This is a genomic window from Halorubrum rarum, from assembly GCF_048380895.1.
Classification (GTDB): Archaea; Halobacteriota; Halobacteria; order Halobacteriales; family Haloferacaceae; genus Halorubrum.
The window spans coordinates 199,848-223,085 of sequence record NZ_JBLWMN010000002.1; the positions used below are offsets into that span (position 1 = coordinate 199,848).

The window sequence follows — 23,238 nt, forward strand, 5'->3', positions numbered from 1 at the left end:
ATAAGACGTCGCCATGGTCGAGAGTTCTAAACGCCGCCCGGACGCGGTGGTAGTTCCGGGAATCGAAGCACCAAGCACCGTCGCGTGTCTCCGATCGCTGGGGCCCCGCGACGTCCGGACGATCGTCGTCTCGGAGGACGAGACCACACCGGGATTCGCATCGCGCTACTGTGACGAGACCGTTCTCGCTCCGGATCCCGCCGACGACCTGGAGGGGTACGGTGACCTCTTGCTCGACCTCGCCCATCGGCCCGCTGTCCGGACGATCGTGCCCGTTCGGGAGCCGGACGTATACCTTCTCGCGAAGCACAAGGACGCTTTCGCGGAACACGTCGGAACTCCGTGGCCGGACTTCGACCAGCTCCGGACCGTTCAGGACCGGAAGCGACTTTTCGACGTCGCTAGGGAGGTCGGCGTCGGGGTCCCCGAGACGCGACTGTTGAACGAGTGGGACGACTGGGATCGGGAGGCAGTGATCAAGTCCCGGTACACGATCGTCGTCTCGGACGATGACGATGGCGCCTCGTATCCAACCGTGAGATATCACACCCCGGGAGAGGCTCCGGACGCCGAGACAGTCATCGAGGAGATGGGTCACGAACCGCTGGTCCAGGAGTACATGTCCGATCCCGCCGAGTACGCGTTCTTCGCGCTGTTCGATCACGGGTCTCCCGTCGCGACGTTCCAGCACCGCCAGATCCGGGGGTATAAGTACTCCGGGGGACCGAGCGCGTTCCGGGAGGCGGTAGACATCCCGGACCTCGAAGACGCGGGACTCCGACTCTTGGATCGGCTGGACTGGCACGGGTTGGCGATGGTCGAGTTCAAGCGCCACGACGGCGAGTTCAAGCTCATGGAGATCAACCCACGGTTCTGGTCCTCGCTGCCGTTCTCCGTCGCCGCCGGCGTCGACTTCCCCTACCAGTACCACCGTCTGTCGACGGGAGAGCCGGTCGAAGACCAGTCGTACGACGTGGGGGCTGCGGGTCACCTGCTTCGCGGCGAGGTCGGGTACCTGTACAGCCTCCTCACCCACGACTCTCCGCTCGCCGAGCGACCGGACGCGGTCCGCTCGGCGGGGACCGTGCTTGCGTCCATCGCGATGCACCCGAGGTTCGACTATTTAACACGTGATGACCCTCGCCCGTTCGTCAGGGACGTTCGACGGACGATCGGACTGGGTGTCCAACGGCGGGTCTGAGGGACCCGCTACTCCATGTAGCCCAGACCCTGTAGGCGCTCGTACACGTCCGAATAGTCCTCGTCCCCGTCGCTTCCGATGGCGTCCACCGCGTAGGATCTCCGCGCGGGTTCGCGATCGGAAACTGCGTCCTCGAGGACTTCCACGAGCACCCGACCATCCGTCTCCGCCGGGATCGGCTCGCCCATCGCGTGCAGGAGTGTCGGCGCCACGTCGTAGACGGTGGCGTCCTCGACGGTCGATCCGGCCTCGATGGGTTCCCCCCACGCGGCGAACAGACCGGTCGATCGGTGGTTCCCGGCCTTGTTCTTCCCCGGATCACGGAACACGCGATCGTCGAGTCCGGTCTTGCACTCGTAGCCGTTCACCTTGTCGACGACCAAGTCCGGCGCGGCCTCGTCGGTCGGGAAGAGTTCATCACCGTCGTGAACCGTCACCGGCGAGACACCGGTCTCCGGGTCCTCGAGTCCTTCGAGCACGCTCCGAACCGCGGCCGTGATCTCGTCCCGATTCTCCGGTTCGACACAGCCACCCTCGAAGCGCTCGGTGTCGTTCACGTAGACGTTCCCCGGCCCGAACACGAAGGCCTGCGTTCGACTGAAGTCGGTGTCGTAGAGGAGACTCTCTCCCGACAGCCTCGAAGTCATCTTCCGGTACAGCACCTCCGGCACGATAGACCTGATGTCGTCGGCGTCGATCCCGATGGCCTCGATCAGTCGCTCCACGGTCGTGCGGTTCGGTACCAATCCCAGCCCGTCGGATGCCGACTCGCCCTCCGCCCGTACGAGAAGTCCGCCCTCTTCGAGAGCGCGGTTGACCGAGACGAACTTCGATATCGGTCCGAATCCGTGGTCGGAAACGACGTACAGCGTCGCGTCGTTCTCGGCGACGTACTCCATCACCTCGCCCAGGATCTCATCGAGCTGTCGGTAGTGTTCGATCAGGGTTTGATCGTCCCAGATCAGGTGCTGGAGGCGATCGGGGGCGGTGTAGACGAAAAAGAAGAGCCGCCACGGCCCGGCGTCCATCAGGAGTCGCATGGCCTCTCGACGGCACTCGACCATCTCCGAGAGATCCGCCACGAGCTCGTCAGGGGAGTCGGTGTAGTCGTTCCAGTCGAGCCCGATCCGGTAGTCGGGAACGCGGTCAAGGAGCGCCTCCCGTAACTCGGGAGGGTGGGTCGATCTCTCGTCGAGTTCCGGAGTCGTCATCCCGGTTATCATCTTCCCGTCGAACGGGGTGGCGGGATAGGTCATCGGGACGTTCCCGACCAGCGCCGGAGAGAGGATCTCCCAGAGCGGCGACTGTCGGAGGTCACCGCTCGTGTACATCTCCTGTCGGTACTCCCCGATCAGCTTCTGGAATCCGTATATGCCGTGTGTCCCCGGCCGGACCCCGGTCGCAATGGAGGGCCAGGCCAGAGGCGTCGTCGCTGGCGTCGTGCTTTCGAGGGGACCAGTGGCCCCCTCCTCGAACAGGCGGGCGAAGTTCGGAAGCGTGTCTGGGTCGGCACGGTCGCGGATGAACTCCCAAGGGACCCCGTCGAGACCGAGTACGAACGCTCGGGACGTGATGTCGTCGGTAGACATAGTAGCGATATGTCCCTCGGAGAGGTCATCAGCGGATAGTTATATCTTGCCTAGGCGCCTTGACGGGGGTTTTGGACATCATTACTAATTGTGACAACGCGGACGTTGGATCCGATGGTGGTACGAGTACGATTATCTTCCCTCGGGCGGCGACTGTCCCGTCCGGGGATCGAACCGACGATCGTGACCGGTCCATGAACCGTATCCTCGGGTTCACGGCGCTTCGACCACGCGAGCTGACCGAGCCTCTCGAGGCAGCCGGCTACGAGGGGACGATCGTCGACGTCGACGCCCAGCGGTCCTTACCTGTCCGCGTGTTCGAACAGATACAGCGAGGACTGCGCGACCCCGTGGACGATCCTGACGTCGTCCTCGTCTACAACGGCACGGGGGTGCTCGGGATCGTCTCGTTACTCTTCGGGTGGTACTACTCGGCAGCGGTGCTAGTCAGGGTGAACGGGGACGTGTTCCGCCAGCACCGCGAGAAAGTCGAAGAGTTCAGCGACGGTGATCGGTACGTCGCTGCCCTCCTGTACTCGCTGCTTGGAACGGCGACTCGTCTGACCTACTCGCGCGCGGACGCCTTCCTCGTCGTTTCGGAGGAGCTCGGCCGCATCGTCCGGTCCGAGACGAACTGTCCGGAGTCGCGTATCGCTGTCGTCCATAATCCGGTACCGGACGTGGCGCCACCGAACGACGCGGAACTCCCGATCGACGTGTCCGAACACGACCGGATCCTCCTAACTGTCACGAACCTGAATTACGAAGGGAAGTTCGAGGGCGTCAAGCGGATCATCGACGGTATCGGGACGGTGCTCCCGGAGGGGGTCGGATACATCGTCGCCGGTGGCGGTGTTTACCTCCAGGAGTTACGGTCCTATATAAACGAGACCGTCCCGGAAGCGCGCGATCGCATCCACGTCCCGGGATACGTCGACGACGTCGAGCTCCTCTACGACGTCGCTGACGTCTTCGTGTACGTCTCCCACATCGACGGGTACCCGAACGCCGTTCTCGAAGCCCAGGCTGCCGAGCTGCCGGTCGTCGCGAACGAGGCTCACGGGATGGTCGAGCAGATCGATGACGGGAGGTCCGGACTCCTCGTCGACCTCGACGAGAACGCGGCGATCGTCGCCGCTGTCCAGCGGTTGCTCGCGGAGCCCGATCTCCGACGGCGGCTCGGAACCGAGGCCCGCCGACGGGTCGAACACGAGAACGCACCCGAGCGGATCGGGGCCGAGATGCTCGCCTCGATCGACGCCGTCCTCGCCGACGAACGACGCCGTTCACCACCTACACCGACTCCATGAACCTCGACATACTCCATCTCCATCGCGAGTCGGTGTACCCGCCGTCCGATGGTGGCGAGGTCCGTACCTGGAAAACCGCCGACCGGTTGACCGACAACGGCACGGTCTGGTTCGCACATCCGTGCGTAAACGACTACGTGTACGAAAACGGCCTCCGGGCGATCGACATCGGCAACCCGTACCTGCGGACGAAAGCCACCAGGATCTATCTCTGGAACGCCTGGCTGGCCGTCGGGAGCGGTTTCGATGAGCACCAGACCGAGTGGACGGTCGACACCCTCGTGCAGCACCCGACGACGTTCGACCTCGTGGTCTGCGAGAGCCCCCAGATGATTCGTGCGAGCCGCCGGCTGGCGGACCATAACGACGCGAAGCTTCTCGTGAACTTCCACAACTCGATGTACGAGCTGTTGGACCAGCAACTACGGTCGCGACGGGTGCCCGGGTTCCTCCGACGACGCGCGGTCGACCGTCTCCGACGCCTCGAACAGTCCGCCATCGACGCCGCGGACGCCGCCGTCTTCCAGTCCGAGGACGACGTGAACTACTACGATCTCCCCGAGGACACGGTCGTCGACGTGATTCCGAACGGCTGCGAATACGACTGGATCGCCGACGGTGGCGATCCGGAACGGGTCGCCGAAACGATCGGACTGCCGACGGACGGGACGGTCTGCCTGTTCGTGGGCGCATACGATTACGAACCGAACGGACAGGCCGCCACCTACATCTGTGAGGAGATCGCACCGAAGCTTCCCGACGTCACGTTCGTCCTCGCCGGGCGGAACCCACCGGGTTCGACCCCAGAGAACGTCCAGACCCCCGGATACGTCTCCGACCTGCCCGGACTACTCTCGGCCGCGGACGTCGCACTGTGTCCGCTGACGATGGGCTCGGGCACGAAGCTCAAGATGATGGACTACCTCGCGGCCGGATTGCCGATCGTTACGACGCCCGTCGGGACCCAGGGCATCCCCATCGAGGACGAGCGGGACGCCCTCGTGGTCGAGAGGGTCTCCGGGTTTCCCCGGGCGATCCGACGGCTCACGGGGGACGCTGACCTCCGACAGTCGATAGGCGAGAACGCGGCGAAAACCGGGAAATCGTTCGACTGGGATCGACTCCTCGCCGGTTACGACCGCCTCCTCGAATCGCTATACGAGCGGAAGGTCGAGACAGTATGAAAATCGCGACCGGGTTCGAGACAATATGAAGACCGCGACCGGGTCATTGTATCGCGTGCGAACCGGACGGGAGTTACCGCAATGGGCACGAGCGACGTTCGCCGTCGGTCTGGCCCTTGTCGCCTTTTGTGTCGTGACGATCGCCGCGAACCCGACCGCACCCGGGTACGAGATCTCCTTCTTCCAAGCGTATCCCCTCCGTTTCTGGGCCGGCCTCGTCACCGCTTTGGCGCTCGGACAGCTACTGATCCTCCGTAACGCGTTCGATCCGGAAGCGGAGTACTGGAAGCTCGGCGTCGTACTCGCCGGGATCGTCAACATCGTGCTCCTCACGCACCCGCACGTCCGGTATACACTGTACGGTCGCGGCGACGTCCTCACGCACATCGGGTACGTCCGTCACGTCATCGCGACGGGCACGATCATGGAGACGAACTGGTATCCGGTCATACACTTCCAGGCCGCGATGGTGGCCGAGCTCACTGGGATGGCGCCCAAGGACGCGATCAGCCTGTTTCCGATCGTCTTCTCCGTGATCTACCTGGCCTCGTTCGTCTACTTGCTCGCCCGACTCTCACCCTCACCTGCTTCGTTTCTGTTTGCGCTCTCTGTCGGGGTGCTCCTGCTTTTCGGAACGGCCCACATCTACGCCGCTCCTTCCGCAGCGGCTTTCTTCCTCGTCCCGTTGGTCGTCTACCTGTTCTTCAGGCTCCACGACGCAGAGCGGTTCCGGACCTATGCGGCCATCTTCGTGTTGGTCACGTTGACGTTGATACCGTTCCACCCCCTCACCTTCCTGTACCTGTTATCCATCCTCCTTTCACTGCGGGTCGTGTACTCCGGTGCGACCCGCGTCGGGTCGCTCTCGTTGGACGTCCCGGGCCCGGTCCGATCCCCTACGTTGCTGCTCGCGACGGTCCTGTTCCTCTGGTGGTACAGTTCGTTCTCGTCGGTGGCCAGGACCGGCTTCAACATCCTGGCCACACTCCTCGGCCGCAGCGAGGGCGGCCAGTTCGATCACCTCGCCGGCGTGGCGGCGGCGTACTCACCGGACATCGTGGACGTCCTCACCATCGGCATCGTGCGGTTCGGACTACTCGGGTTCCTCTGTGGCGGCGCTACGTTCCTGACGGGCTGGTACCTCCTGGGATCGCTACGGGATGGAGACCCGATCGATTCGCGCGTTGTCGCTTTTACCGCCATCTTCGTGACCTTCACCACCGTGGCGGCAGCCGCGTTCTTCGTTGATCTCGTGTTCAGGTACCACCGCTTCGCCCGACCGGTGTACCTGACCGCACCGATCCTGATCGGTGTCGGTCTCGCATTCGTCGACCAGCGTATTGACCGTCCCGCACTACGGCGGTTCGCGTTCGCGATCGTCGTCATCTGTCTCCTCTCGCTGGCCGTACTCAGCGTGTTTGGCCTCCACCTCTCGCCGATAACGACGGACTCCAACGCCCAAGTGACGAGCATGGAGATAGAGGGGTCCGACTGGTTCTACGAGCATCGGGACCGGGAGCTTCTCACCGACGAGATCGGGTTCAAGCAGTTCCGGTTTTACAGCGTCATCGCCGAAGAGATCACCCGAGATGAGGCCTACAACATCGTCGTTCTCACCGGGGAACGGAACATCCGTCAGAGTGGGACTGCACCACCCGATCACTTCGGCTACGACGAGAACGACTCGGCAGCCGCCGCGTACGACGACGACCGATACCTGATCCTTACCGAATTGGGAAGGGAGGAGTTCCCGGAGCTGTATCCAGAGTACGAGCCGTTCTGGCGGTTCACCCCTGAAGACTTCCAGCGGCTGGAGCGCGACCCTGCGATCGATCACGTCTACGACAACGGAGAGTTCGACGTCTACTACGTCCACGGTTCCTGAGAACCGACGCGAGTCACTGTCCGTCGTACTGTGAACAGACTCGCTGGATACCCTCACCGAGGTCGATCTCCGGTTCCCAGCCGGTCTCAGTGCGGATCCTGCGTGAGTCCGCGCACGTGTCGTGGACGTACACGTCCGCAGGAATCGGGTTCTCGACGTACTCGGGCTCGATGTCGGTCCCGAGCTCGTCGTTGATCATCTCCACGACGGTATCGAAGTCGTACGCCTCGCCGGTCCCCAGGTTGTAGATCCCGTCCAGCTCGTGATCGGCGGCCAACACCAGGCCGCGGACGATATCGTCGACGTAGGTGAAATCACGGGTTTGACTTCCGTCGCCGTAGATTTTCGGCGATCGACCCGCTGCGATGTCGTCAGCGAACTGTGCGATCACGTTGGCGTACTCGCCCTTGTGTTCCTCGGCGCCGCCGTAACCTTGGTAAACGGAAAAGAAGCGCATCCCCGCGATCGATAGGTCGTAGTGGTTCGAGAAGTACTCCCCATAGCTTTCGCGGGCGAGCTTTGAGGCCTCGTATCCGGTGTTCGCGACGACGTCCATGGTTTCCGGTGAGGGATCCGTCCGGCTTCCATAGATCGATGACGTCGAAGCGTAGACGACGGTGTCGCATCCGTCTCGACGGGCCTGTTCGACGACGTTCACGAACCCCTCGACGTTCACTCGAGTACCCTCCTGTGGGTCCTGCTCGTGCATAGCGTACGATGACAGCGCCGCGAAGTGGTAGACCACGTCTACTTCCGTCGGGAGGTCATCCTCGAGGACGTTCCGCTCGTGGAACTCGACGTCGCCGGTGAGGTTCTCGGTCGTACCGAGGTAGCCGTTGTCGACGACGACGACATCGTTCGTCTCCGCCAGTTCGTTGGCGAGGTTCGATCCGATGAATCCGGATCCTCCCGTTATCAGGATTTGTTGGTTTTCCATGAGGAACACAGACCGGGAGCAGGGGACAAAAGTAATCACACCGTTCCGCTGCGTTTCGGCCACTGCTCCTCGAAAGGAGACCATACCACTCCGTCCATGAGCGCTCGTCCGGCCGTCAGGCCCGCCGAACGGTGTGGACGCCGATCGGAGTTCGAGAGTACCGAGCACCGAGACACCGCCGTATTGGCCTTGATACTCGGCCACCTTTGGGTCAAGGGTAGCACGCGTATACTAAAGTCGAAAATGACCGGATCCGGCCACACGTGCGCCATCTACCCCTACTGCGACGGGCGATCAGGAATCCGGGACGGATACTGACGGAGCTGAACCGGCGGTACCATACCCGCGGCTCCGCGTACAACACTGACGGTGTCGATGTCTTCGCGGAGGACTGGGACACGCTCGTCCTCCTCGATGCGTGCCGGTTCGATGAATTCAAGCGACAGTCCGAGCTCTCGGGTACGCTACGGCGTCGGACCTCCCGGGGAGCGACGAGCGCCGAGTTCGTTCGGGGGAACTTCGCGAACAGACGGCTCCACGACGTAGTGTACGTCTCAGCTAACGGGTGGTTTCCGAAGCTGCAAGACGAGATCAACGCGGAAGTCCACGAGTTCGTTCTCGTCGAGCGCGACGCGGTACAGGGTCTGACGAGCAAGCCCGAGACGGTCACAGACAGGGCGATCGAGGCGATCGACGAGTACCCGACCAAGCGCCATATCGTCCATTACATGCAGCCACACCAGCCGTACCTCGGACCGCTGGGAGAGAAACTCACGTTCGGGTCGACCCTTGCCGAGACGGTCGAGCGAAACGGGCTCTCACGACGGGACGTGATCCGGGCATACCGAGAGAACCTCCAGCTCGCGCTCGATGCCGTCGAGCGACTCGCGGACACCATCGACGGGAAAACCGTGATCTCGGCGGACCACGGGGAACACCTCGGCGAGCGTGAGCGCCCGCTCCCCGTCCGGTTCTACGGACACATGGAGGGTCTCTACACGAGCGAACTCGTCGACGTACCGTGGCACGTCCTCGAGTTCGACCGCCGTCGACGAATCATCGCGGAGGAACCTGACGAGGGCCGTACGTCGATCGATATCGAGGCCGTCGAACGGAACCTCCGAGACCTCGGATACAAGGTCTGATCGTGACGGCTGTGAGTTGGTCCCCGTCGGTTCCGTGACCGTCGATCCCGATGACGTGATTTCGGTGACGTTCGTGGGGTGGAGGTGGAACACTCGTCGGATCCCGTCCTGTCAACGAGCGTCGTCGTGGCGGTCCCCTCGTCGTCTCCGATTCCCCGTCTTCGTCCGCCTACTCTCCCGTCTTCGTCCGCCCGCTCCCCCGTCTTCGTCCGCCCGCTCCCCCGTCTTCGTCCGCCTACTCTCCCGTTTTCCCGTCCACCGAGGTGTGTTCCACGAGCTGTTCGGGCGTGACCTCCTCGCCGTCGAGTTCGATCCACATGTCATCCGGGACGTCGAGCGTGACCTCGTGGATCGGTCCCTCGACGAGGAAGGCGTCGCCGTACCCTTCTCCGGTCCCGCCGCCTGCCGTCCAGCGGTCGCCGTCCTCTTCGACGTAGTCCACGCCCGACCACGTCCCTCCCTCGATCGGTCGTCCCGACGGGGTTTCGTACGGCGCGGTCGTGAACTCGACCGGCCCCTCCGCGGTGAAGTCGTAGGTCACCGCCGAGCCGTCTTCCTCGGAGATGAACGCTACCAGGCGGCTCTCGGGAGTGTGTTCCACGGGCTGTTCGGTGGTGCGTTCGACGAGCTGTTCGGGCGTGACCTCCTCGCCGTCGAGTTCGATCCACATGTCATCCGGGGCGTCGAGCGTGACTTCGTGGATCGGTCCCTCGACGAGGAAGGCGTCGCCGTACCCTTCTCCGGTCCCGCCGCCTGCCGTCCAGCGGTCGCCGTCCTCTTCGACGTAGTCCACGCCCGACCACGTCCCTCCCTCGATCGGTCGTCCCGACGGGGTTTCGTACGGCGCGGTCGTGAACTCGACCGGTCCCTCCGCGGTGAAGTCGTAGGTCACCGCCGAGCTGTCTTCCTCGGAGATGAATGCAACCAGGCGTTTCTCGGGAGTGTGTTCCACGAGCTGTTCGGGCGTGACCTCCTCGCCGTCGAGCTCGATCCACATGTCCTCGGGAGCGTCGAGCGTGACGTCGTGAATCGGTCCCTCGAACAGGAAGGCGTCGCCGTACCCTTCGCCGGTCCCGCCGCCTGCCGTCCAGCGGTCGCCGTCCTCTTCGACGTAGTCCACGCCCGACCACGTCCCCCCTTCGATCGGTCGTCCCGAGGGAGTGTCGTACGGCGCAGTCGTGAACTCGATCGGTCCCTCCGCGGTGAAGTCGTAGGTCACCGCCGAGCTGTCCTCCTCGGAGATGAACGCGAGGAGATTCTCGTCACCCGTTAGCTCAGTGTGTTCTTTGGACCCCGAGTCGGAGTCGAACTCGTCGGGGTCGGTCACCAGCTGCAGGTCATCGAAGCGAATCTCGTTGTCGGACGGGGACGACCAGGAGCCGCCGTAGTAGGCGTTAAACCAGAAGCCCTGGACCTTCAGGTCGGTCGTGTCTCGGAACCGGATGTCGGTCTTCTCGAACGCGAGATCACCGTTGGCCCAGCCTCGAAGTACGCCGTCGTTTTCGCCGGGGGTGTTCATGGTCACCTCGCCGGTGATCCGGTGCCACTCGCCTTTCGACAGGTCCCCTGCATCGTCGTTCGACCAGTCCCAGTTGCTACCCCAAGAACCCATATCGGCGTGATAGCAGTACCATCCGACCTGGACGTGGTCGGAGTCAGAGCCGGGGGTGAAGGACATGCGTGCCGACCACCCGTTCGTTCCGTCGGACTCGCGGGCACCCCATCCCGCGGTATCGTACGTCCCGGCGGGACCGGGAAGCTTCCCGCCGTTCCTGACGACCTCGAAGTCGGTCGGGAAGTAGACGTAGTACCGGAAGTGGAGCGTCTCGGGCTCCTCGTATCCCTCCTCGTAGAACCGATAGCGCATGGAGGTTCCGTAGTGGTCGCCGCTGTCGAACCGTGCTGCCAGCGACGCGTCGCTGTCCGCGCGATCCGACTCGACGAGTGAGTTGTTTTCCGTTGTGGACAGTCGAGAGAACCGATCGGCGTACGACGAGTCGTCGAACCCGATTGTGACGTCGATATCGGGGTCCGATGATTCGGCCGCCGCGGTGCCGGTCGAAGCTATCCCCAGGCCGCTCGCCGCTGCCGCCACAGCCGTCCCGGTCGTTCGGAGCATCGAACGGCGAGTAAGTAGATCATTACCGTCCAGTTTCTCGGTAACGGTGTCTTTCCGTCCAGTACGGTCTTCATTCCCTTCAGCATCTTCGGAGTAGCCTGATGCCATCGTCCCGGTAGGAGTGACTTACTTTAAAAAGTCTAATTACCTGGTAATCGTTCGATACGGATGAATGATTGTTCGATAGCTGTGTATAGCCAGCAACTGTTTAGTATCTGATAATATATTCGCCTACAATAGCCGTGGATTTTTGGCACGTGCACCTGGTTTATGGTACTCCTACCGACGGATAACGAGCTATTACCGACAGTAGAGGGCTATTACCGACCGTCCAAGAATCATCCGCGCGCCAGCGTCTCCACCCCTCTGTGCTTCGGCATCACCACGATCCTTCCGGCCCGAGACGAACGACTTCCAAAGATCCGCATATCGCAGGGTCGGATTCGGCCCCGTTTCGCCGGTAGTCATAGTGTGTTACTACCGAGACAGGGCTACGGATACGGCGGTTATACTAATAAATGGGCCGGAAGATCGGTATGTCGATGTGATCACTGCTCTACCACGGACGACGTCAGGGGGGAGACGATGGTGACTCCCGCGGACCACGGATCGCTCCTGGTCGTGGCGCTGGCGACGTGCATGATCGTATCGCAGTTCTACTTCCCACCCCACGTGGAGACGAGGTGGCGAGCCCGGCTCCGTCGGCTGTTCTATCTCGGTGCGGCAGCCGTGGCCGTCCTCGCCCTAAGGCAAGTGTATGAAGTTTACAAGATCGTTGGTCTTTGATATCCTCCCCGCGCTGAAGCACGAGGATTCCCACGGCACCGTACCGCTGAGTTGGGATATTGTGGTTTAGGACAGTACCCGTTCTTGAGGCGCGAACGCACCAGTTTCCGTGTCAAACAGGAACGTCGATGGCTGTGCCAACCAGCCGTTACTCCTATTCACCGACACACTCGGTGAACTCGGAGATACTTTTTGTCGGATGTTCTCGGCTCCGTTCACGTCTGCGTTCGCCGTCGTCTCGCAGTCGTCGCAGACGTACAGTCCGCGCTCGACACGGTTTCCATCCCGCTTGCGACCACAGCACGAACACGACTTCGACGTGTCACGTTCGGACACCTCCTCGACGACGATACCCTCCATCTCGGCTTTGTAGGTGAGCCGCTCTGTGAAGCGGTCGAATGCTCACGAGTGCAAGTCGAGATTGCCGTGCGTGCCCCAGTTCTTCGACTTATCGGTCTCGTCGTCCTCACGGATGCCGGAGAGATCCCCGATCACGATCGTTCCAACGTCCTCCTCAACACACCGCTGAACGATGTGTTTCGAGAGCGTGTGGAAGTAGTGCGTGCGCCGTCCCGATTTCTTCTGATTCAGCCGCGTGGCTTGTTCACAGCTTGAGTCGTCACACTGAGCGAGCCGCTTGCTGAAGTAGTAGTCGTCCTGCTTCAGACAGTTCAACGGGTACAGCTCGCTGTGGCCGTCTTCGTATGCCAACGCGGCAAAGTTATTGATGCCGAGGTCGATGCCGACACTCTGATCGCCGGGCGACTCAGCTACCTCAATCTCAACCTTACAGACGAAGTGAAGCTCCCACGTATCGCCTGTCCAAACCGCCTTCACTTGTTGGACGTTCTCCACGCCAGAGAGGTCAACGTCGGGACGAGTTTGGAATGTACAGAGAATGAAGTCCGACCAATACTCTTTGAGGTTCGATCCTTTCGAGAGTCGGACGCGGTTGTACTGGGTGTCGAGTGTGAAGCCAGCGGCTTTGAACGTCACCGTCGAACGCGGGTGTTCGTCGTTGCGTTTGCGGTAGCCGGGCGGCTTCGCAGTCGAGTCTCCGTTTCGTCGTTTGCCGTACCACCCGTTGAACGCCTCAGCGAGTTCTTGAAGGACTCGCTGTGCTCAATGAGCGGAGCTCATTGGCATCACGAGACGGCTTCGCCGTCTCGAACGAACTTGACTGAGAATGCAGGTCATCATAGCGTTCGTGGTTTTTGAGATACGCGGTGGGTTCGATGTGGTTTGGGATGTGTCCGATCTCGCCCCAAATCCGGCTGCATGTCCACCGTCCGACGTTCCAGAGTTTTGAGGCTGCGAACCCGAGGGCATCAAGATCGTCGGACACCTGTGACTGATTCCGAATGGAAGCAGTATAGGTGCGCGTAACGACCTGTTTTGCCATACGTAACCTATGTAGACAAACTTACTTGATGGTGTGGATTACGCAGCGTGAAATATCCTGCCGTCCCATCGAACGGTAGAGTAGCGAAGAGTTGTCGGATTCATCCCCGCGCTGAAGCGCGAGGCGTTTTCCTTGACTCTCCGTCATCGAGTGCGTCGCATCCGACCGATCTCGTGAGTCGCCGTTCTCCGTGTCTTTAGTGTGCGATACAGGCTACGGACTCCCGAATACAACGGATACGGTGTGTTCCGTAACATCGTATGGACCACCTGTTCGCGCTTTGGCATCCCCGTGATCGACTCGAAATCGGCATCCTGCAGCCAACGAACGAATCTATCGGATCCAGACACTGGGAGGTCCTGATCAGGGTCGATCTGCTGCTGATAGTACTGCCAGTAGTACGGGGCGTGTTGGGTGATGAGCCATGCGCCCCTTTCGAACTGTTCGATGGCATGATCGAACGCCGTCCGATCGAGGTCGAACCCGTGGTCGTTCGGGTCGAGACCGGCCAACGCGATGCCGAGTCCCGTCCGGATGCATTTCTCACACCGATTGCAGTTCCCGCCGACCTGCGAGTGCGAGCACGACCGAACCGGGAGATCGAATCCGTTCCTTTGTACGTAGTCCGCGATGACCTCGATTCGTTCCTGTCGGTTGCGATCGAACCCGACGTGGGCTGCCCGCGTACGCCCCCATGCGACGTTTCCGTCGATGTCGGGATGTGACCCCCACGGAAACGCACGACCGTCCCAGTGGTCGACCACGTCGGGAGCTGGCGCGTGTTCCCAGAACGTTGCCCCGATGTAGAGCCGCCCCATGTCCTGTGCGACGGTCAGGGGGGCACAGAGCCCGAGCAGTCCGAGACCTCCCCCGACGGCGCTGTACCACTGTCCGTCGAGATGGGGCCCGAAGGTAGCGTTCAACATCGACGTATCCAGACATTCGAGCATGTTCGAGCGCACCTGCTGCGTGTCGACGCCGAATCGAGCGGCGTAGTCGTCCATCCGACGTTGAACACGTCTCCAGCGGTCCGTTTCGTCGATTCCCACGACCCACCCTTGGACGTTAATGAGTGTCGGGTTCTCGTCGCGGTGAGTGATGTACGTCGATAGGGAGTCGACGCCGCCCGTGAACAGCACCCCCGCGTTCGATGCCTCATCGTAGGCGGGGGTTGTGTCGACGACGTTTTCGGGGACGACGTCTCCGCCCTCCATGAACGTCGGGTACATCTCGCACAGCACCGACTTCACGGCCGTGATCGATTCCAGAAACCGCTCGTCGAGGACGGGTACGGTGACGTCGGCACCCGTCGCCCAAGCAACCGGACAGAGGTGAGCAAGGACTGGAATCGAAAGGATCCCCTCCGGGACATCGGAAACCGGTACGTCGTACTCGACGTAAAACGGTTCCTCGTCGAAGTACTGTCGGAGTTCTCGTGAATACGTAAAGGAGGATTGAAGGCTTGACCCGCTGGCGAAGACGTCTTGAACGGTGATTTCGGGCATACGTACTCGAGTTCAAACCCGGTAGTCGACTGCTTGGCACATGATAGGAAAACGGTAACGTAGTTATTCTAAATAGTACGACATAATAAGTATACACCAACTACCAGTAGGTTGTGTCTCATTACCCCCGCTACGTCGCGTGATTTGACGGACCCATCGGATAGGCTTCACCCTCGGGGTCACGCGGTTCGAGGATCGGAGATTCTCGTCATCACGGAAGACGGGGGTCCGGACGATCTCGGGGCGGTTGCCCTGGCTACCTGCCGGTCGTTCGATGCGGTCACGGACGAGTGCACCTCGGGCGTGATCTCGCTGCTTCGTCCGGCGGTCGTACAGTTGACGGATGCGGTGCCCACTGTATCGGCCTTTCTCCAACAGCGATTGAAAACGGGCAGTTTCTCGTGTCGTCTCACGAAACCTGTTGAACGGACCGCTCCCTTCGTATCGGCGTCGTGTGACAGTCCTGTTGTACACGCGACGAGGGTGTTTGCATCGATGTCCGGCGTTGGTCGTGAGCGCATCACGTGCCGTGAGCCCCGTTCGTCTCCGTGTCTGATCCGTCCGAATCGTTCAGGAGCATGAGGCCGATGAACAGGCCAAAGACAACCGATGAGACGCCCAAACCGCCGAGAAAGTGGGACTCGAAAACCATGTACACGTACACTGCACTAGCCGTACCGACGACGTACGCGTTCCATGGGGTCCAGCGCTTCCTGATTCCACACCCGAGCGTGTAAGCCAGCGAGGTAAGGTAGAGTAAACCAGCAAGTAACCCGGTGCTGAGAAGCGGATACACATAGGAGTTATGTGGACCACTACTCCTCCCGGTGTCGGAGCTGAGCGGTGGAAACAGTTCGGAGAAGCCGAACTCATCTCCGATTCCGATCGCCGAACCAACGTCCGCGAATCCAACACCCCACAACGGGTTCTCGGCGATGAGTTCCAGCGATCGCATCCATCGATCGACACGATCCATCAGCGTCGTCTGCATCACCGCCGAGACGTGACCGATTCGGATCATCCCGTACAACGCGATCACCCCGACACCGATACCCAGAAGTGAAAGGAACTCGTGTCGACCCGACAGTACGACGAGCGAGCCGGCGATGAAGCCGACGAGTGCGGCATCGCCTTCGCTCATCACCAATCCAAGCAGGCAGATTCCAAGCGCTGCGATCCAAACGAAGCCTCGACGAACGAGGACGGTATACAACGCGGCCAAACACCCGATCATCATAAAAAACCCATATGGGTTGGGGTTTATGAACACCGAGACGGTTCGGATCGCGTACAGACCCATGACTGGCTCCCCGACGTGATCAGGAACTCTCGTATCAGACGTTGTCGCTACCCAGAGTACCCAGACGCCGATTACGGCGAGAACGACGCCGACCGTTGTCAGCCCCATCGTGAACGTCCGTCGTCGCCCTTCGATGAACTGTGGTAAGACGACGACCGTTGCGACCACAGCGACGGGCGTGCTGAGAAGAAAAGACAACATCACTGTATGTGTATCATGAAACCAGTAATGGGCCATTACCCCCGCGTAGTACCCTCCAAAGAGTACGAAAAACGTTGGATCAGTCGAGATTCGAACGCTTGTGAACACGACGCCGTAAATGATAATCGTGGCGAGCGTTATGCCCGAAAGCAGATACCCGTAATCTATGGGGATAAACCACGTCGACGGAGCGATGCTCACGAGGATCGCTAACACGGCAATAAGCGGATAGTGGAGAGGAGCTGTTCGGGCCTCCGAGGATGATCGGCCCCACAAATAGTCGATGTACTGCCAAAAATTCATTCCGGCGTCAGTACCGTACAACGTCTATTAGTTAATCGCCCGTTGCACGGTTTGGAGACCGTGCGGGTTCGAAGGGCACGCTGATCTCACAGCTTCCGAATCGTTCCTCAGACAGCAGAACAACGAAGTCGGGTCGATGGCACGGCCTGTGTACCTCACGTGGAACAATCACAACTGGCGGGAAGACCATAATCCGTCGCCTTCGAGACGATATGCAGTTTGATAGCGACTCGGTCCATGTAGTCAATATCACCGGACCTCGCACGGAGACGGTCCCCAATCGTCGCGGAGACATCCCGAACGAACTGCTTTCCCTCAGCGTCGAGAGACTGGTGATAGTGGTACGGATCAGCGTTGAGAGCGTGGATCTGTGCGTTCTGGTATAAGAGCGAAGCGCCTGACTGCGTCGGGGCGCGAGTGGAACCATGGTCAAATCTAATCGGGAGATCAGCGGGAAAATCGCCGTAAGGCGTTGCCTGCGTGCGAATGAGAACCGACTAGAATCGGGATGCCGCCTCCCGGATTTGAACCGAGCCGAGACGTTCCTGCTCGCCTCCGGCTGCGACGGCGTGGACGTCGCTTTCAGTCCTGGGACAGCCACTCGAACAGACTCGGAGTTCTGCTCTCGACCTGTTCCGCGATTCCGTTGATCCGGATGGCGTTAGAGAATGCCAACAGTGTCGGTGCCCACAGGCCGATGAACAGTCCGTGCTCCTTGTTCCCGCGGACGTAGTACTGGAACCACGCCAGCAGTACCGATCCGACGGCTGCCATGATCATTGGATCACGACCAGTTCGCATTCCGACCTCCTTGGCTTCGTCTTTCTCTGTTTGGTCTGCCATCACCACTCGCTTGAGTGGACGGCTATTTTGTTATAGAGATGCAAGGAGAATTCCTGCGGCTGTAGCCGCAGGATGTATCCGACGATACGCTTCACCAATTACCGCTCGACGGTAGTAATGGGAGCCATCAACACCGAGTAACGGCGCTTCGGCACCGTCCCCAGAAATCATCGGTTTATGAGGACGTCTTCAGGCGTAGGTGGATGTCAAATAGCGAGAAATGTTCGTAGGGATCGATCTCTGTCCTTGGGATGGGCTTACCACAGATCTGCGACGCTTTCTCGTCGATTTTCTAAACGGGTAGCAATGATTTATATACACACCTCCTCTGTCTCGACGCAACGGAACAATGCTCGGACAAGTTGCCAAGGCTTACCAACAGTTTGACGACGCACGACCGTTCGTTCGACCGACCTACAACCAGCTCGAAGTGACGATACTCCCACCGTACGGTGACCCTGAAGTCCACATTCTCGGCGAAGTCGGTACGTACTTCGTCGCTGGCGTCTTGGCCAACGCCGTGGTCGAACGGCTCGTCGAGGAGTGAGAAACGCGAGACCGTTCTCCTGTTTCTGAACCGCTTCCACGAGAAGACGACGGAGAGTGTGCCCGCTTCTGGATCCGAACGTGCAACCGAGGTCGTTCGCTTCGATCGACCCCGCCCTGAAGGGCGAGGCTTGCGCTCGAAAATCACGTCATAGATCATAGACGATCGCGTAATGAACGACTCATTCGAACGAATAGGACCTATAGAGATGTCTCGATCGATATTCACCGATCCACCTTCGACTTCCCGCTCGCGGGAACGGGACAGTTCGATCGTCAGTCGGGTTGGTGGTATCAGGTATCCACCACGGAGTGGGACGCTCGAGGTGTTTGGGCGGTATACTGGCTGGGATCAGTCTCGGCATCGCGGAGGAATTACATTTCTGAGGAGCTGCTGGCGACGCTGTCGGTTTCGTCCGCCGCCTTCTCACCGGCTTCCTCCGTCCGTTCTGCTGCCTTCTCGCCGGCTTCCTCCGTCTGTTCTGCCGCCTTCTCGCCGGCTTCCTGAACCGCCTCGCCGGCCCGCTCTGAACCTGCCTCGATCCGTTCGGATGCGGTCTCGCTCCCCTCTTCGATAGTCTCTGCGGCCTGGTGGATCCGGTTGCCCGTCTTCTCTTTCACACTCTCGATAAGGTCGCCCGGCTTCCGAGAGTTCTGGGCCCAGTAGGCGAGAGCGATCGCACCCGCTCCCAACAGCAGGAGTCTTTTCAGTCCCATCCCTTTCGACCGTTTCGCGGGCCTGATTTCGATGACCTTGTCGTTCGACGAGAGGGCATCGGCTATCGCCTCCGTCATCTGATCGTCTATACGTGACTTGCCCTCTCCCAACTGGTCTTTGAGTGACGGGCGTTTCATTGTACTCGGGTGTTACTGCGTCGAGTTGCGTTCGAGCACAGCCGCGTCACCGGGAACCGAGATCCGGATCGCGATACGCTCGTAGTCTGGTCTTCCATCGACCACACGTTGCCCCCATTCGGATATTGTTATGTCCCGTGGAATCCGCCTGCCAGCGAACGCGCGTCCGTAACCCTGCCTTACTGGTGACGAACCCCGCTTGCTGGGCGCACACCCGAGAATGGGGGAGAGAGCGACTGACAGTTGGGAATTCACATGGAAGCGCCCGCTCCGCTCGCGGGAACGGGGACGGCTCGACCGTCAGTCGAGGGTCGTGTTCAGATACGCTGATTCCATGCGAAATCGAACGATCTCAGCCCCTCGATCCCAGATGGGACGCAATAATTTGCGTTGAGATAGAATTATTACATTTAAACGAGTGCTGTTGGATATGTCACCTGAGGAGGCGTCAAACGACGAATCCGCGTGGGGAGGAACGTGGAAGGAGCACGCGTCGGCGTTCGATCGGGTGAAGTCGGTCACGATGACGCTCTCGGAGCCGCAGCCCGCCCCGTGGATCGCCGAGGAGTCTTCCGTTTCCCCGAATACGGCGCGGGACCACCTACGCCGGCTCATCGATCTCGGCGTCGTGACGGCGACCGAAAAGGGCGGTGCCCGTCGCTACTATCCCGATCCGCTGTACACCCGGCTTCGGGACGTTCGAGAGTTACTCCGAGAGACGACGAAGCAAGGGCTCTCGGAACGGGCCGCTGATCTGAAAAGCGACATCGCGACCTGGAAGGCCGAGTACGACGTCGACTCGCCGGACGCGTTGCGCGAGCGAGCGGCTGCTGACGACGTTTCCGTCGAACGAGCCTACGAGTTCGTACGGATCGCAAGCGACTGGGAACTCGCCCGGTATCGACTCTCACTCGTGCAGGACGCCATCGAGAACTATGACACATGGACGTCTGATCCGTCGTCGCTCACGGTATGACCGGCGAGCGGGACGTACCCGGGAACCAACCCGACACCGGCTATCACCGAAGCCCTCGTCCTCTTTCTGAGTCCCGCAGGGAACGTGTCCGCTCCGATGGAGGTGCTAACTCGGGACGGGATCGCCACCGTATTTTGCGCGAACTGCGCGGCGAGTTAGCGCGACACCCCGCCGTCCAATCCGTCGAGGGGGAACCACCGAATGAGTACCGGAAACTCCGAGCCACGCTCGATCCGTCGTGGTTCGGTCGCGGAGTAGAGAGTGCGTCACTTCGGGTAACGTGGATTCCGAACCCGTCACCTGGCCCGGAGGCGTCCGGTCGGGCGAACGACACCTGGGAGCGGACGCCGATCCGGGCGTACTACGCTCTCCATTACAGCGAGCCGGACGGTCTGGACTGCGGGTTCCATTGCGAACCGAACCCGCACGTGGACGGCTTGCTCCACTACCAGGAACGGGATGGAACGAACGACGCCTACACGTACGATCCGGTCTCGGTCGGCACACGCTCTGCGACCGGACTCCTGTGGGAAATGATGGGCGCACTCGCCGATCGGCTTGGCGACCGCGATTGAAGCAAACGGAGGCTCGTCAGAATCCTGCGCTCTGAGAGGATCGCGTAACTGGCTGGCACCTGCTGCGCGTACGTCACGCTCGCAGGCATGTGAACGCGGAGTACCATGTCGCCTATGTCGCCTCCCGAATTTGACCCGGGGACAGCCCCTGAGGTGCGGCACAGACCACGAGCATCCGACCTCGGCCGATGGAGGTGGCCTGCACGGGGCACCCCCGATATGCGTCGAAATCGGTGACCGTTCAGGGCAACTCGGGTGCGTCGTTGCCGGGCGTTACCTCGAAGGCGTTCAGTACGCACGCGAGCATGCTGTAGTACCCGACCATGGCGGTCAGTTCCATCACGCCCTGGACCCCGAATTGGTTCTTCGCTGATTCGTACGTTGCCTTCGTGGTGCGGTTGTCGCGGAGTAGCTCACGGCCGTACAGGACGATGACCCTCTCCGTCTCCGTCAGTCCGTCCGCGGACGCCCGTGTCGCCACCGCCTCGATAGCCTCCGACCTGACTCCGGCCTTTCGGGCTATCGGTTCGTGCGCCGCCCATTCGTAGGCGCAGTCCCACTCGCGTGCCGTATTGATGATGGTCAGCTCCCGCTCGGCGTCCGGAAGCACGCTCTCGTACCGGAGGTACGCCCCGAGGTGTCCTATTCGGCCCGCAACCTCGGGACTATTCATGAGCACGCCGAACGGTCCCCTGACGCCCCCGCGGCTCTCCTCGATGGCGTCGTAGCGGTGTCGATGTCCCTCCGGAACGTCGTCTCTGTCGGTGATGTACGGAATCCGCGTCGATCCCGGTCCTGTCATGGCGTCCGCTCTTTCGATCTTCGGGCTCTTAATCGGGTGCCCCCGACGCGGGCCAGAATCGGAAGGGTGTGCTCTCGATTTGTCGAGGTTGCCACCGTTCGGTTTCTCTCGCCGTTCACTCTTCGGGCCGCATCGTAGAAGTGCCGCCTCCCGGATTGTGAACCACGTTCCACGGGAAAACCGATCACTTCGAACCGAACAGTTCGATGGACTACTCCACTATCAGGAGCGCGATGGTACGAACGACGCGTACACGTACGAGCCGATCTCGTTCGATACACGCTCGGTGTCCGGGTTCCTGTGGGAACTGATGGACGCGCTCGCCGACCGGCTTGACGACTCTGAGTGACGCACATACCGGTCCGGTTGCCGAAACGACGCACGGTTGGAACGGCCTCTGTTCAAAGCCTAGAAGAGCTGACCTGTTCCTGCTGTGCACACGCAACGCTCGCAGGGATTTGAACCGTGAGTATGATGCCGCCTCCCAGCATCTGAACAGCCTCCCACCGGAGGATAGGCGCGTACTATTTTAAATATTTGAGATGTACCAAATTATTTGACCTAGCAGACATAAGTACCAGTACGGATGACCGAACCGAGCTCGGAGTCGTGGAGAAATAACATGAGTGGTCGCGAGCGTGTCCGGCACGTCGTGGAACTGTTGAACGAGCCGACACCGGTCCAAGAAATTGCGGATCGGGCAGACGTCTCGCGCACGACAGCCGACGACGAACTCCAGCGCCTGCAGAGTGACGACTGGGTCACCGAGACAACGGTCGACGGAGCGAAAGCGTACGATCTGAAGCCCGTGCGGATGCTCTTCGACGAGGTGACTGACCTGATCGAGGCCCACTCGCGCGACGAACTGGAGAGTCAACTCACGGAGCTGAAGACGGAACAGGAAGAGCTGGCCACAGAGTACGACGTGAGTTCACTCAACGAGTTCCGGGAAGAATTCGCTGACGAGGAGCTTTCGGCTGCGGAGCTTCGTGAGCGCCGCAGCGTGATCGCTACGTGGGAGGCGATCAACACGGAACTCGGGCTCGTGAAGCACGCCCTCCAACTGTATGATGACGTCATTGAACTCTCTTCACCCCGGACTGACTCTCCCTCGACATTCGTCTGATGGTCGTTTTCCTCGCGAATCGGGCGAACTTGCAGAGCAAACGGCTCCACGACCGCATCCAGAATCGACTCAGCGGCGAGTTCGAGAACGTTCGACGACGGCGCGCTGAATCACGCGAACCGGGCCCGTACCGTGTCGTCGCCGAGGTAGACCCACGCCAGTTCCTCGGTGACGATACGTATCCGGCGACGACTGCGCGGATCGAGATCGGATTTCAACTGCAGACTGGCGAGCCTTACGAGTACTACTGGTTCAACTGGATTGAGCCGGACCGAAGTCTGCTGGTGGGCTGGCATCAGGACGATACGCACGATGATCTCGGGGCAGTTCATTTGCAGGTGAACGACGGCGCGACACCCGTCGCGCACGAACCAGCGCAGTTCATCGACTCACATCCGCTGGACGTCGTCGAGCGCAGACTCGGTTCGCTTCGAGACGCGGTCCTCGCCGTCGAGTGGGAGCAGGGACGACCCGTTCGACTCGATTCCACTGCCTCTGCAATCGAGTAGTCCCGTATTCTACCGGATTCCGAGCGACGTCAGAAGCCAGGTGTCAATCGTGTACCTATTGGTCCGAGAAATCTTGGAAAGTCGCCCACGCAGCACCGCAGGCATTTGAACTGTGAGTAGAATGCCGCCTCCCGGATTT

The 23,238-nt window shown here is 60.8% G+C and carries 19 protein-coding genes and 3 pseudogenes; 12 read left to right on the forward strand and 10 right to left on the reverse strand.

Going from position 1 to position 23,238, the window contains the following annotated elements; all coding sequences use genetic code 11:
* The first annotated feature begins 13 nt into the window (after positions 1-13).
* A complete protein-coding gene (locus ACNSN7_RS02675) occupies positions 14-1,201 on the forward strand; it encodes a carboxylate--amine ligase (RefSeq protein ID WP_418280455.1) in 1,188 nt (395 codons plus the stop codon).
* Positions 1,202-1,209: 8 nt separating this feature from the next.
* On the opposite strand, the gene ACNSN7_RS02680 is transcribed toward ACNSN7_RS02675, so the two are convergent.
* Positions 1,210-2,790, reverse strand: a complete 1,581-nt coding sequence (locus ACNSN7_RS02680; protein WP_418280456.1) for an alkaline phosphatase family protein — start codon at positions 2,788-2,790, stop codon at positions 1,210-1,212.
* A gap of 194 nt (positions 2,791-2,984) precedes the next feature.
* Here ACNSN7_RS02680 and ACNSN7_RS02685 point away from each other — a divergent pair, with 194 nt between their 5' ends.
* From ACNSN7_RS02685 to ACNSN7_RS02695, 3 genes are read left to right on the forward strand one after another with little or no spacing between them, the layout of a single operon-like run.
* Positions 2,985-4,100, forward strand: coding sequence for a glycosyltransferase family 4 protein (locus ACNSN7_RS02685; RefSeq protein ID WP_418280458.1), 1,116 nt, complete (start codon positions 2,985-2,987; stop codon positions 4,098-4,100).
* On the forward strand, positions 4,097-5,284 hold the full coding sequence (locus ACNSN7_RS02690; protein WP_418280460.1) for a glycosyltransferase family 4 protein: 1,188 nt from the start codon (positions 4,097-4,099) through the stop codon (positions 5,282-5,284). The genes ACNSN7_RS02685 and ACNSN7_RS02690 overlap by 4 nt, the downstream gene beginning before the upstream one ends.
* A 25-nt stretch (positions 5,285-5,309) precedes the next feature.
* Positions 5,310-7,169, forward strand: coding sequence for a hypothetical protein (locus ACNSN7_RS02695; protein ID WP_418280462.1), 1,860 nt, complete (start codon positions 5,310-5,312; stop codon positions 7,167-7,169).
* A 13-nt stretch (positions 7,170-7,182) separates the two neighbouring features.
* On the opposite strand, the gene ACNSN7_RS02700 is transcribed toward ACNSN7_RS02695, so the two are convergent.
* Positions 7,183-8,106: an NAD-dependent epimerase/dehydratase family protein gene (locus ACNSN7_RS02700; RefSeq protein ID WP_418280464.1), complete on the reverse strand. Its 924-nt coding sequence runs from the start codon at positions 8,104-8,106 to the stop codon at positions 7,183-7,185.
* A 263-nt stretch (positions 8,107-8,369) separates the two neighbouring features.
* On the opposite strand from ACNSN7_RS02700, the gene ACNSN7_RS02705 reads away from it, so the two are divergent.
* Positions 8,370-9,251, forward strand: a complete 882-nt coding sequence (locus ACNSN7_RS02705) for an alkaline phosphatase family protein (RefSeq protein ID WP_418280465.1) — start codon at positions 8,370-8,372, stop codon at positions 9,249-9,251.
* A gap of 235 nt (positions 9,252-9,486) precedes the next feature.
* Here the strand turns inward: ACNSN7_RS02705 and ACNSN7_RS02710 are convergent, their stop codons facing one another.
* The gene (locus ACNSN7_RS02710; protein ID WP_418280467.1) at positions 9,487-11,370 is read right to left on the reverse strand and encodes a polysaccharide lyase; all 1,884 of its coding nucleotides are present in this window, start codon (positions 11,368-11,370) and stop codon (positions 9,487-9,489) included.
* Between the two features lie 585 nt (positions 11,371-11,955).
* Between ACNSN7_RS02710 and ACNSN7_RS15545 the strand changes: the two genes are divergently transcribed.
* The gene (locus ACNSN7_RS15545) at positions 11,956-12,156 is read left to right on the forward strand and encodes a DUF8044 family membrane protein (protein ID WP_496923304.1); all 201 of its coding nucleotides are present in this window, start codon (positions 11,956-11,958) and stop codon (positions 12,154-12,156) included.
* A gap of 66 nt (positions 12,157-12,222) precedes the next feature.
* Here the strand turns inward: ACNSN7_RS15545 and ACNSN7_RS02715 are convergent.
* The 4 genes and pseudogenes from ACNSN7_RS02715 to ACNSN7_RS02730 all read right to left on the reverse strand — a co-directional run bounded on the left by ACNSN7_RS02715 (position 12,223) and on the right by ACNSN7_RS02730 (position 16,780).
* Positions 12,223-13,558 (reverse strand): annotated as a pseudogene (locus ACNSN7_RS02715) (RNA-guided endonuclease InsQ/TnpB family protein).
* Between the two features lie 143 nt (positions 13,559-13,701).
* Positions 13,702-15,063, reverse strand: coding sequence for a hypothetical protein (locus tag ACNSN7_RS02720; protein ID WP_418280468.1), 1,362 nt, complete (start codon positions 15,061-15,063; stop codon positions 13,702-13,704).
* Positions 15,064-15,330: 267 nt separating this feature from the next.
* Positions 15,331-15,563, reverse strand: a pseudogene (locus tag ACNSN7_RS02725) (transposase); the annotation flags it as partial.
* A gap of 20 nt (positions 15,564-15,583) precedes the next feature.
* On the reverse strand, positions 15,584-16,780 hold the full coding sequence (locus ACNSN7_RS02730; RefSeq protein WP_418280469.1) for an O-antigen ligase family protein: 1,197 nt from the start codon (positions 16,778-16,780) through the stop codon (positions 15,584-15,586).
* A gap of 145 nt (positions 16,781-16,925) precedes the next feature.
* Here ACNSN7_RS02730 and ACNSN7_RS02735 point away from each other — a divergent pair.
* A pseudogene (locus tag ACNSN7_RS02735) lies at positions 16,926-17,090 on the forward strand (IS200/IS605 family transposon protein TnpB); the annotation flags it as partial.
* Positions 17,091-17,449: 359 nt separating this feature from the next.
* Here the strand turns inward: ACNSN7_RS02735 and ACNSN7_RS02740 are convergent.
* Positions 17,450-17,647, reverse strand: a complete 198-nt coding sequence (locus tag ACNSN7_RS02740) for a hypothetical protein (protein WP_418280471.1) — start codon at positions 17,645-17,647, stop codon at positions 17,450-17,452.
* A 412-nt stretch (positions 17,648-18,059) separates the two neighbouring features.
* Between ACNSN7_RS02740 and ACNSN7_RS02745 the strand changes: the two genes are divergently transcribed.
* On the forward strand, positions 18,060-18,257 hold the full coding sequence (locus ACNSN7_RS02745) for a hypothetical protein (RefSeq protein WP_418280472.1): 198 nt from the start codon (positions 18,060-18,062) through the stop codon (positions 18,255-18,257).
* Between the two features lie 374 nt (positions 18,258-18,631).
* Here ACNSN7_RS02745 and ACNSN7_RS02750 read toward each other — a convergent pair whose 3' ends face one another.
* The gene (locus ACNSN7_RS02750) at positions 18,632-19,051 is read right to left on the reverse strand and encodes a hypothetical protein (protein WP_418280473.1); all 420 of its coding nucleotides are present in this window, start codon (positions 19,049-19,051) and stop codon (positions 18,632-18,634) included.
* Between the two features lie 490 nt (positions 19,052-19,541).
* Here ACNSN7_RS02750 and ACNSN7_RS02755 point away from each other — a divergent pair, with 490 nt between their 5' ends.
* Together ACNSN7_RS02755 and ACNSN7_RS02760 are read left to right on the forward strand one after the other, a co-directional pair.
* Positions 19,542-20,087, forward strand: coding sequence for a helix-turn-helix domain-containing protein (locus tag ACNSN7_RS02755; RefSeq protein WP_418280475.1), 546 nt, complete (start codon positions 19,542-19,544; stop codon positions 20,085-20,087).
* 134 nt (positions 20,088-20,221) lie between these two features.
* Complete coding sequence (locus tag ACNSN7_RS02760) at positions 20,222-20,662, forward strand: hypothetical protein (RefSeq protein ID WP_418280477.1); 441 nt, start codon at positions 20,222-20,224, stop codon at positions 20,660-20,662.
* Between the two features lie 241 nt (positions 20,663-20,903).
* Here ACNSN7_RS02760 and ACNSN7_RS02765 read toward each other — a convergent pair whose 3' ends face one another.
* On the reverse strand, positions 20,904-21,464 hold the full coding sequence (locus tag ACNSN7_RS02765) for a carboxymuconolactone decarboxylase family protein (RefSeq protein ID WP_418280479.1): 561 nt from the start codon (positions 21,462-21,464) through the stop codon (positions 20,904-20,906).
* Positions 21,465-22,086: 622 nt separating this feature from the next.
* Here ACNSN7_RS02765 and ACNSN7_RS02770 point away from each other — a divergent pair.
* Together ACNSN7_RS02770 and ACNSN7_RS02775 are read left to right on the forward strand one after the other, a co-directional pair.
* Positions 22,087-22,590 carry a DUF7342 family protein gene (locus ACNSN7_RS02770; RefSeq protein ID WP_418280480.1) on the forward strand — a complete coding sequence of 168 codons (504 nt, stop codon included), beginning with the start codon at positions 22,087-22,089 and terminating at the stop codon, positions 22,588-22,590.
* Positions 22,590-23,099 (forward strand): hypothetical protein, encoded by a 510-nt coding sequence (locus ACNSN7_RS02775; RefSeq protein WP_418280482.1) that lies wholly within the window; start codon positions 22,590-22,592, stop codon positions 23,097-23,099. The genes ACNSN7_RS02770 and ACNSN7_RS02775 overlap by 1 nt, the downstream gene beginning before the upstream one ends.
* The last annotated feature ends 139 nt before the right edge of the window (positions 23,100-23,238 follow it).

What these genes read in the sequence shown, in the direction of transcription:
- ACNSN7_RS02700 (WP_418280464.1), bottom strand. Translation starts at nt 8,106, where the DNA reads ATGGAAAACCAACAAATCCTGATAACGGGAGGATCCGGATTCATCGGA.
- ACNSN7_RS02675 (WP_418280455.1), top strand. Translation starts at nt 14, where the DNA reads ATGGTCGAGAGTTCTAAACGCCGCCCGGACGCGGTGGTAGTTCCGGGA.
- ACNSN7_RS02750 (WP_418280473.1), bottom strand. Translation starts at nt 19,051, where the DNA reads ATGACGGAGGCGATAGCCGATGCCCTCTCGTCGAACGACAAGGTCATC.
- ACNSN7_RS02740 (WP_418280471.1), bottom strand. Translation starts at nt 17,647, where the DNA reads ATGATCATGGCAGCCGTCGGATCGGTACTGCTGGCGTGGTTCCAGTAC.
- ACNSN7_RS02690 (WP_418280460.1), top strand. Translation starts at nt 4,097, where the DNA reads ATGAACCTCGACATACTCCATCTCCATCGCGAGTCGGTGTACCCGCCG.
- ACNSN7_RS02770 (WP_418280480.1), top strand. Translation starts at nt 22,087, where the DNA reads ATGAGTGGTCGCGAGCGTGTCCGGCACGTCGTGGAACTGTTGAACGAG.
- ACNSN7_RS02755 (WP_418280475.1), top strand. Translation starts at nt 19,542, where the DNA reads ATGTCACCTGAGGAGGCGTCAAACGACGAATCCGCGTGGGGAGGAACG.
- ACNSN7_RS02720 (WP_418280468.1), bottom strand. Translation starts at nt 15,063, where the DNA reads ATGCCCGAAATCACCGTTCAAGACGTCTTCGCCAGCGGGTCAAGCCTT.
- ACNSN7_RS02680 (WP_418280456.1), bottom strand. Translation starts at nt 2,790, where the DNA reads ATGTCTACCGACGACATCACGTCCCGAGCGTTCGTACTCGGTCTCGAC.
- ACNSN7_RS15545 (WP_496923304.1), top strand. Translation starts at nt 11,956, where the DNA reads ATGGTGACTCCCGCGGACCACGGATCGCTCCTGGTCGTGGCGCTGGCG.
- ACNSN7_RS02745 (WP_418280472.1), top strand. Translation starts at nt 18,060, where the DNA reads ATGCTCGGACAAGTTGCCAAGGCTTACCAACAGTTTGACGACGCACGA.
- ACNSN7_RS02710 (WP_418280467.1), bottom strand. Translation starts at nt 11,370, where the DNA reads ATGCTCCGAACGACCGGGACGGCTGTGGCGGCAGCGGCGAGCGGCCTG.
- ACNSN7_RS02695 (WP_418280462.1), top strand. Translation starts at nt 5,310, where the DNA reads ATGAAGACCGCGACCGGGTCATTGTATCGCGTGCGAACCGGACGGGAG.
- ACNSN7_RS02685 (WP_418280458.1), top strand. Translation starts at nt 2,985, where the DNA reads ATGAACCGTATCCTCGGGTTCACGGCGCTTCGACCACGCGAGCTGACC.
- ACNSN7_RS02775 (WP_418280482.1), top strand. Translation starts at nt 22,590, where the DNA reads ATGGTCGTTTTCCTCGCGAATCGGGCGAACTTGCAGAGCAAACGGCTC.
- ACNSN7_RS02765 (WP_418280479.1), bottom strand. Translation starts at nt 21,464, where the DNA reads ATGACAGGACCGGGATCGACGCGGATTCCGTACATCACCGACAGAGAC.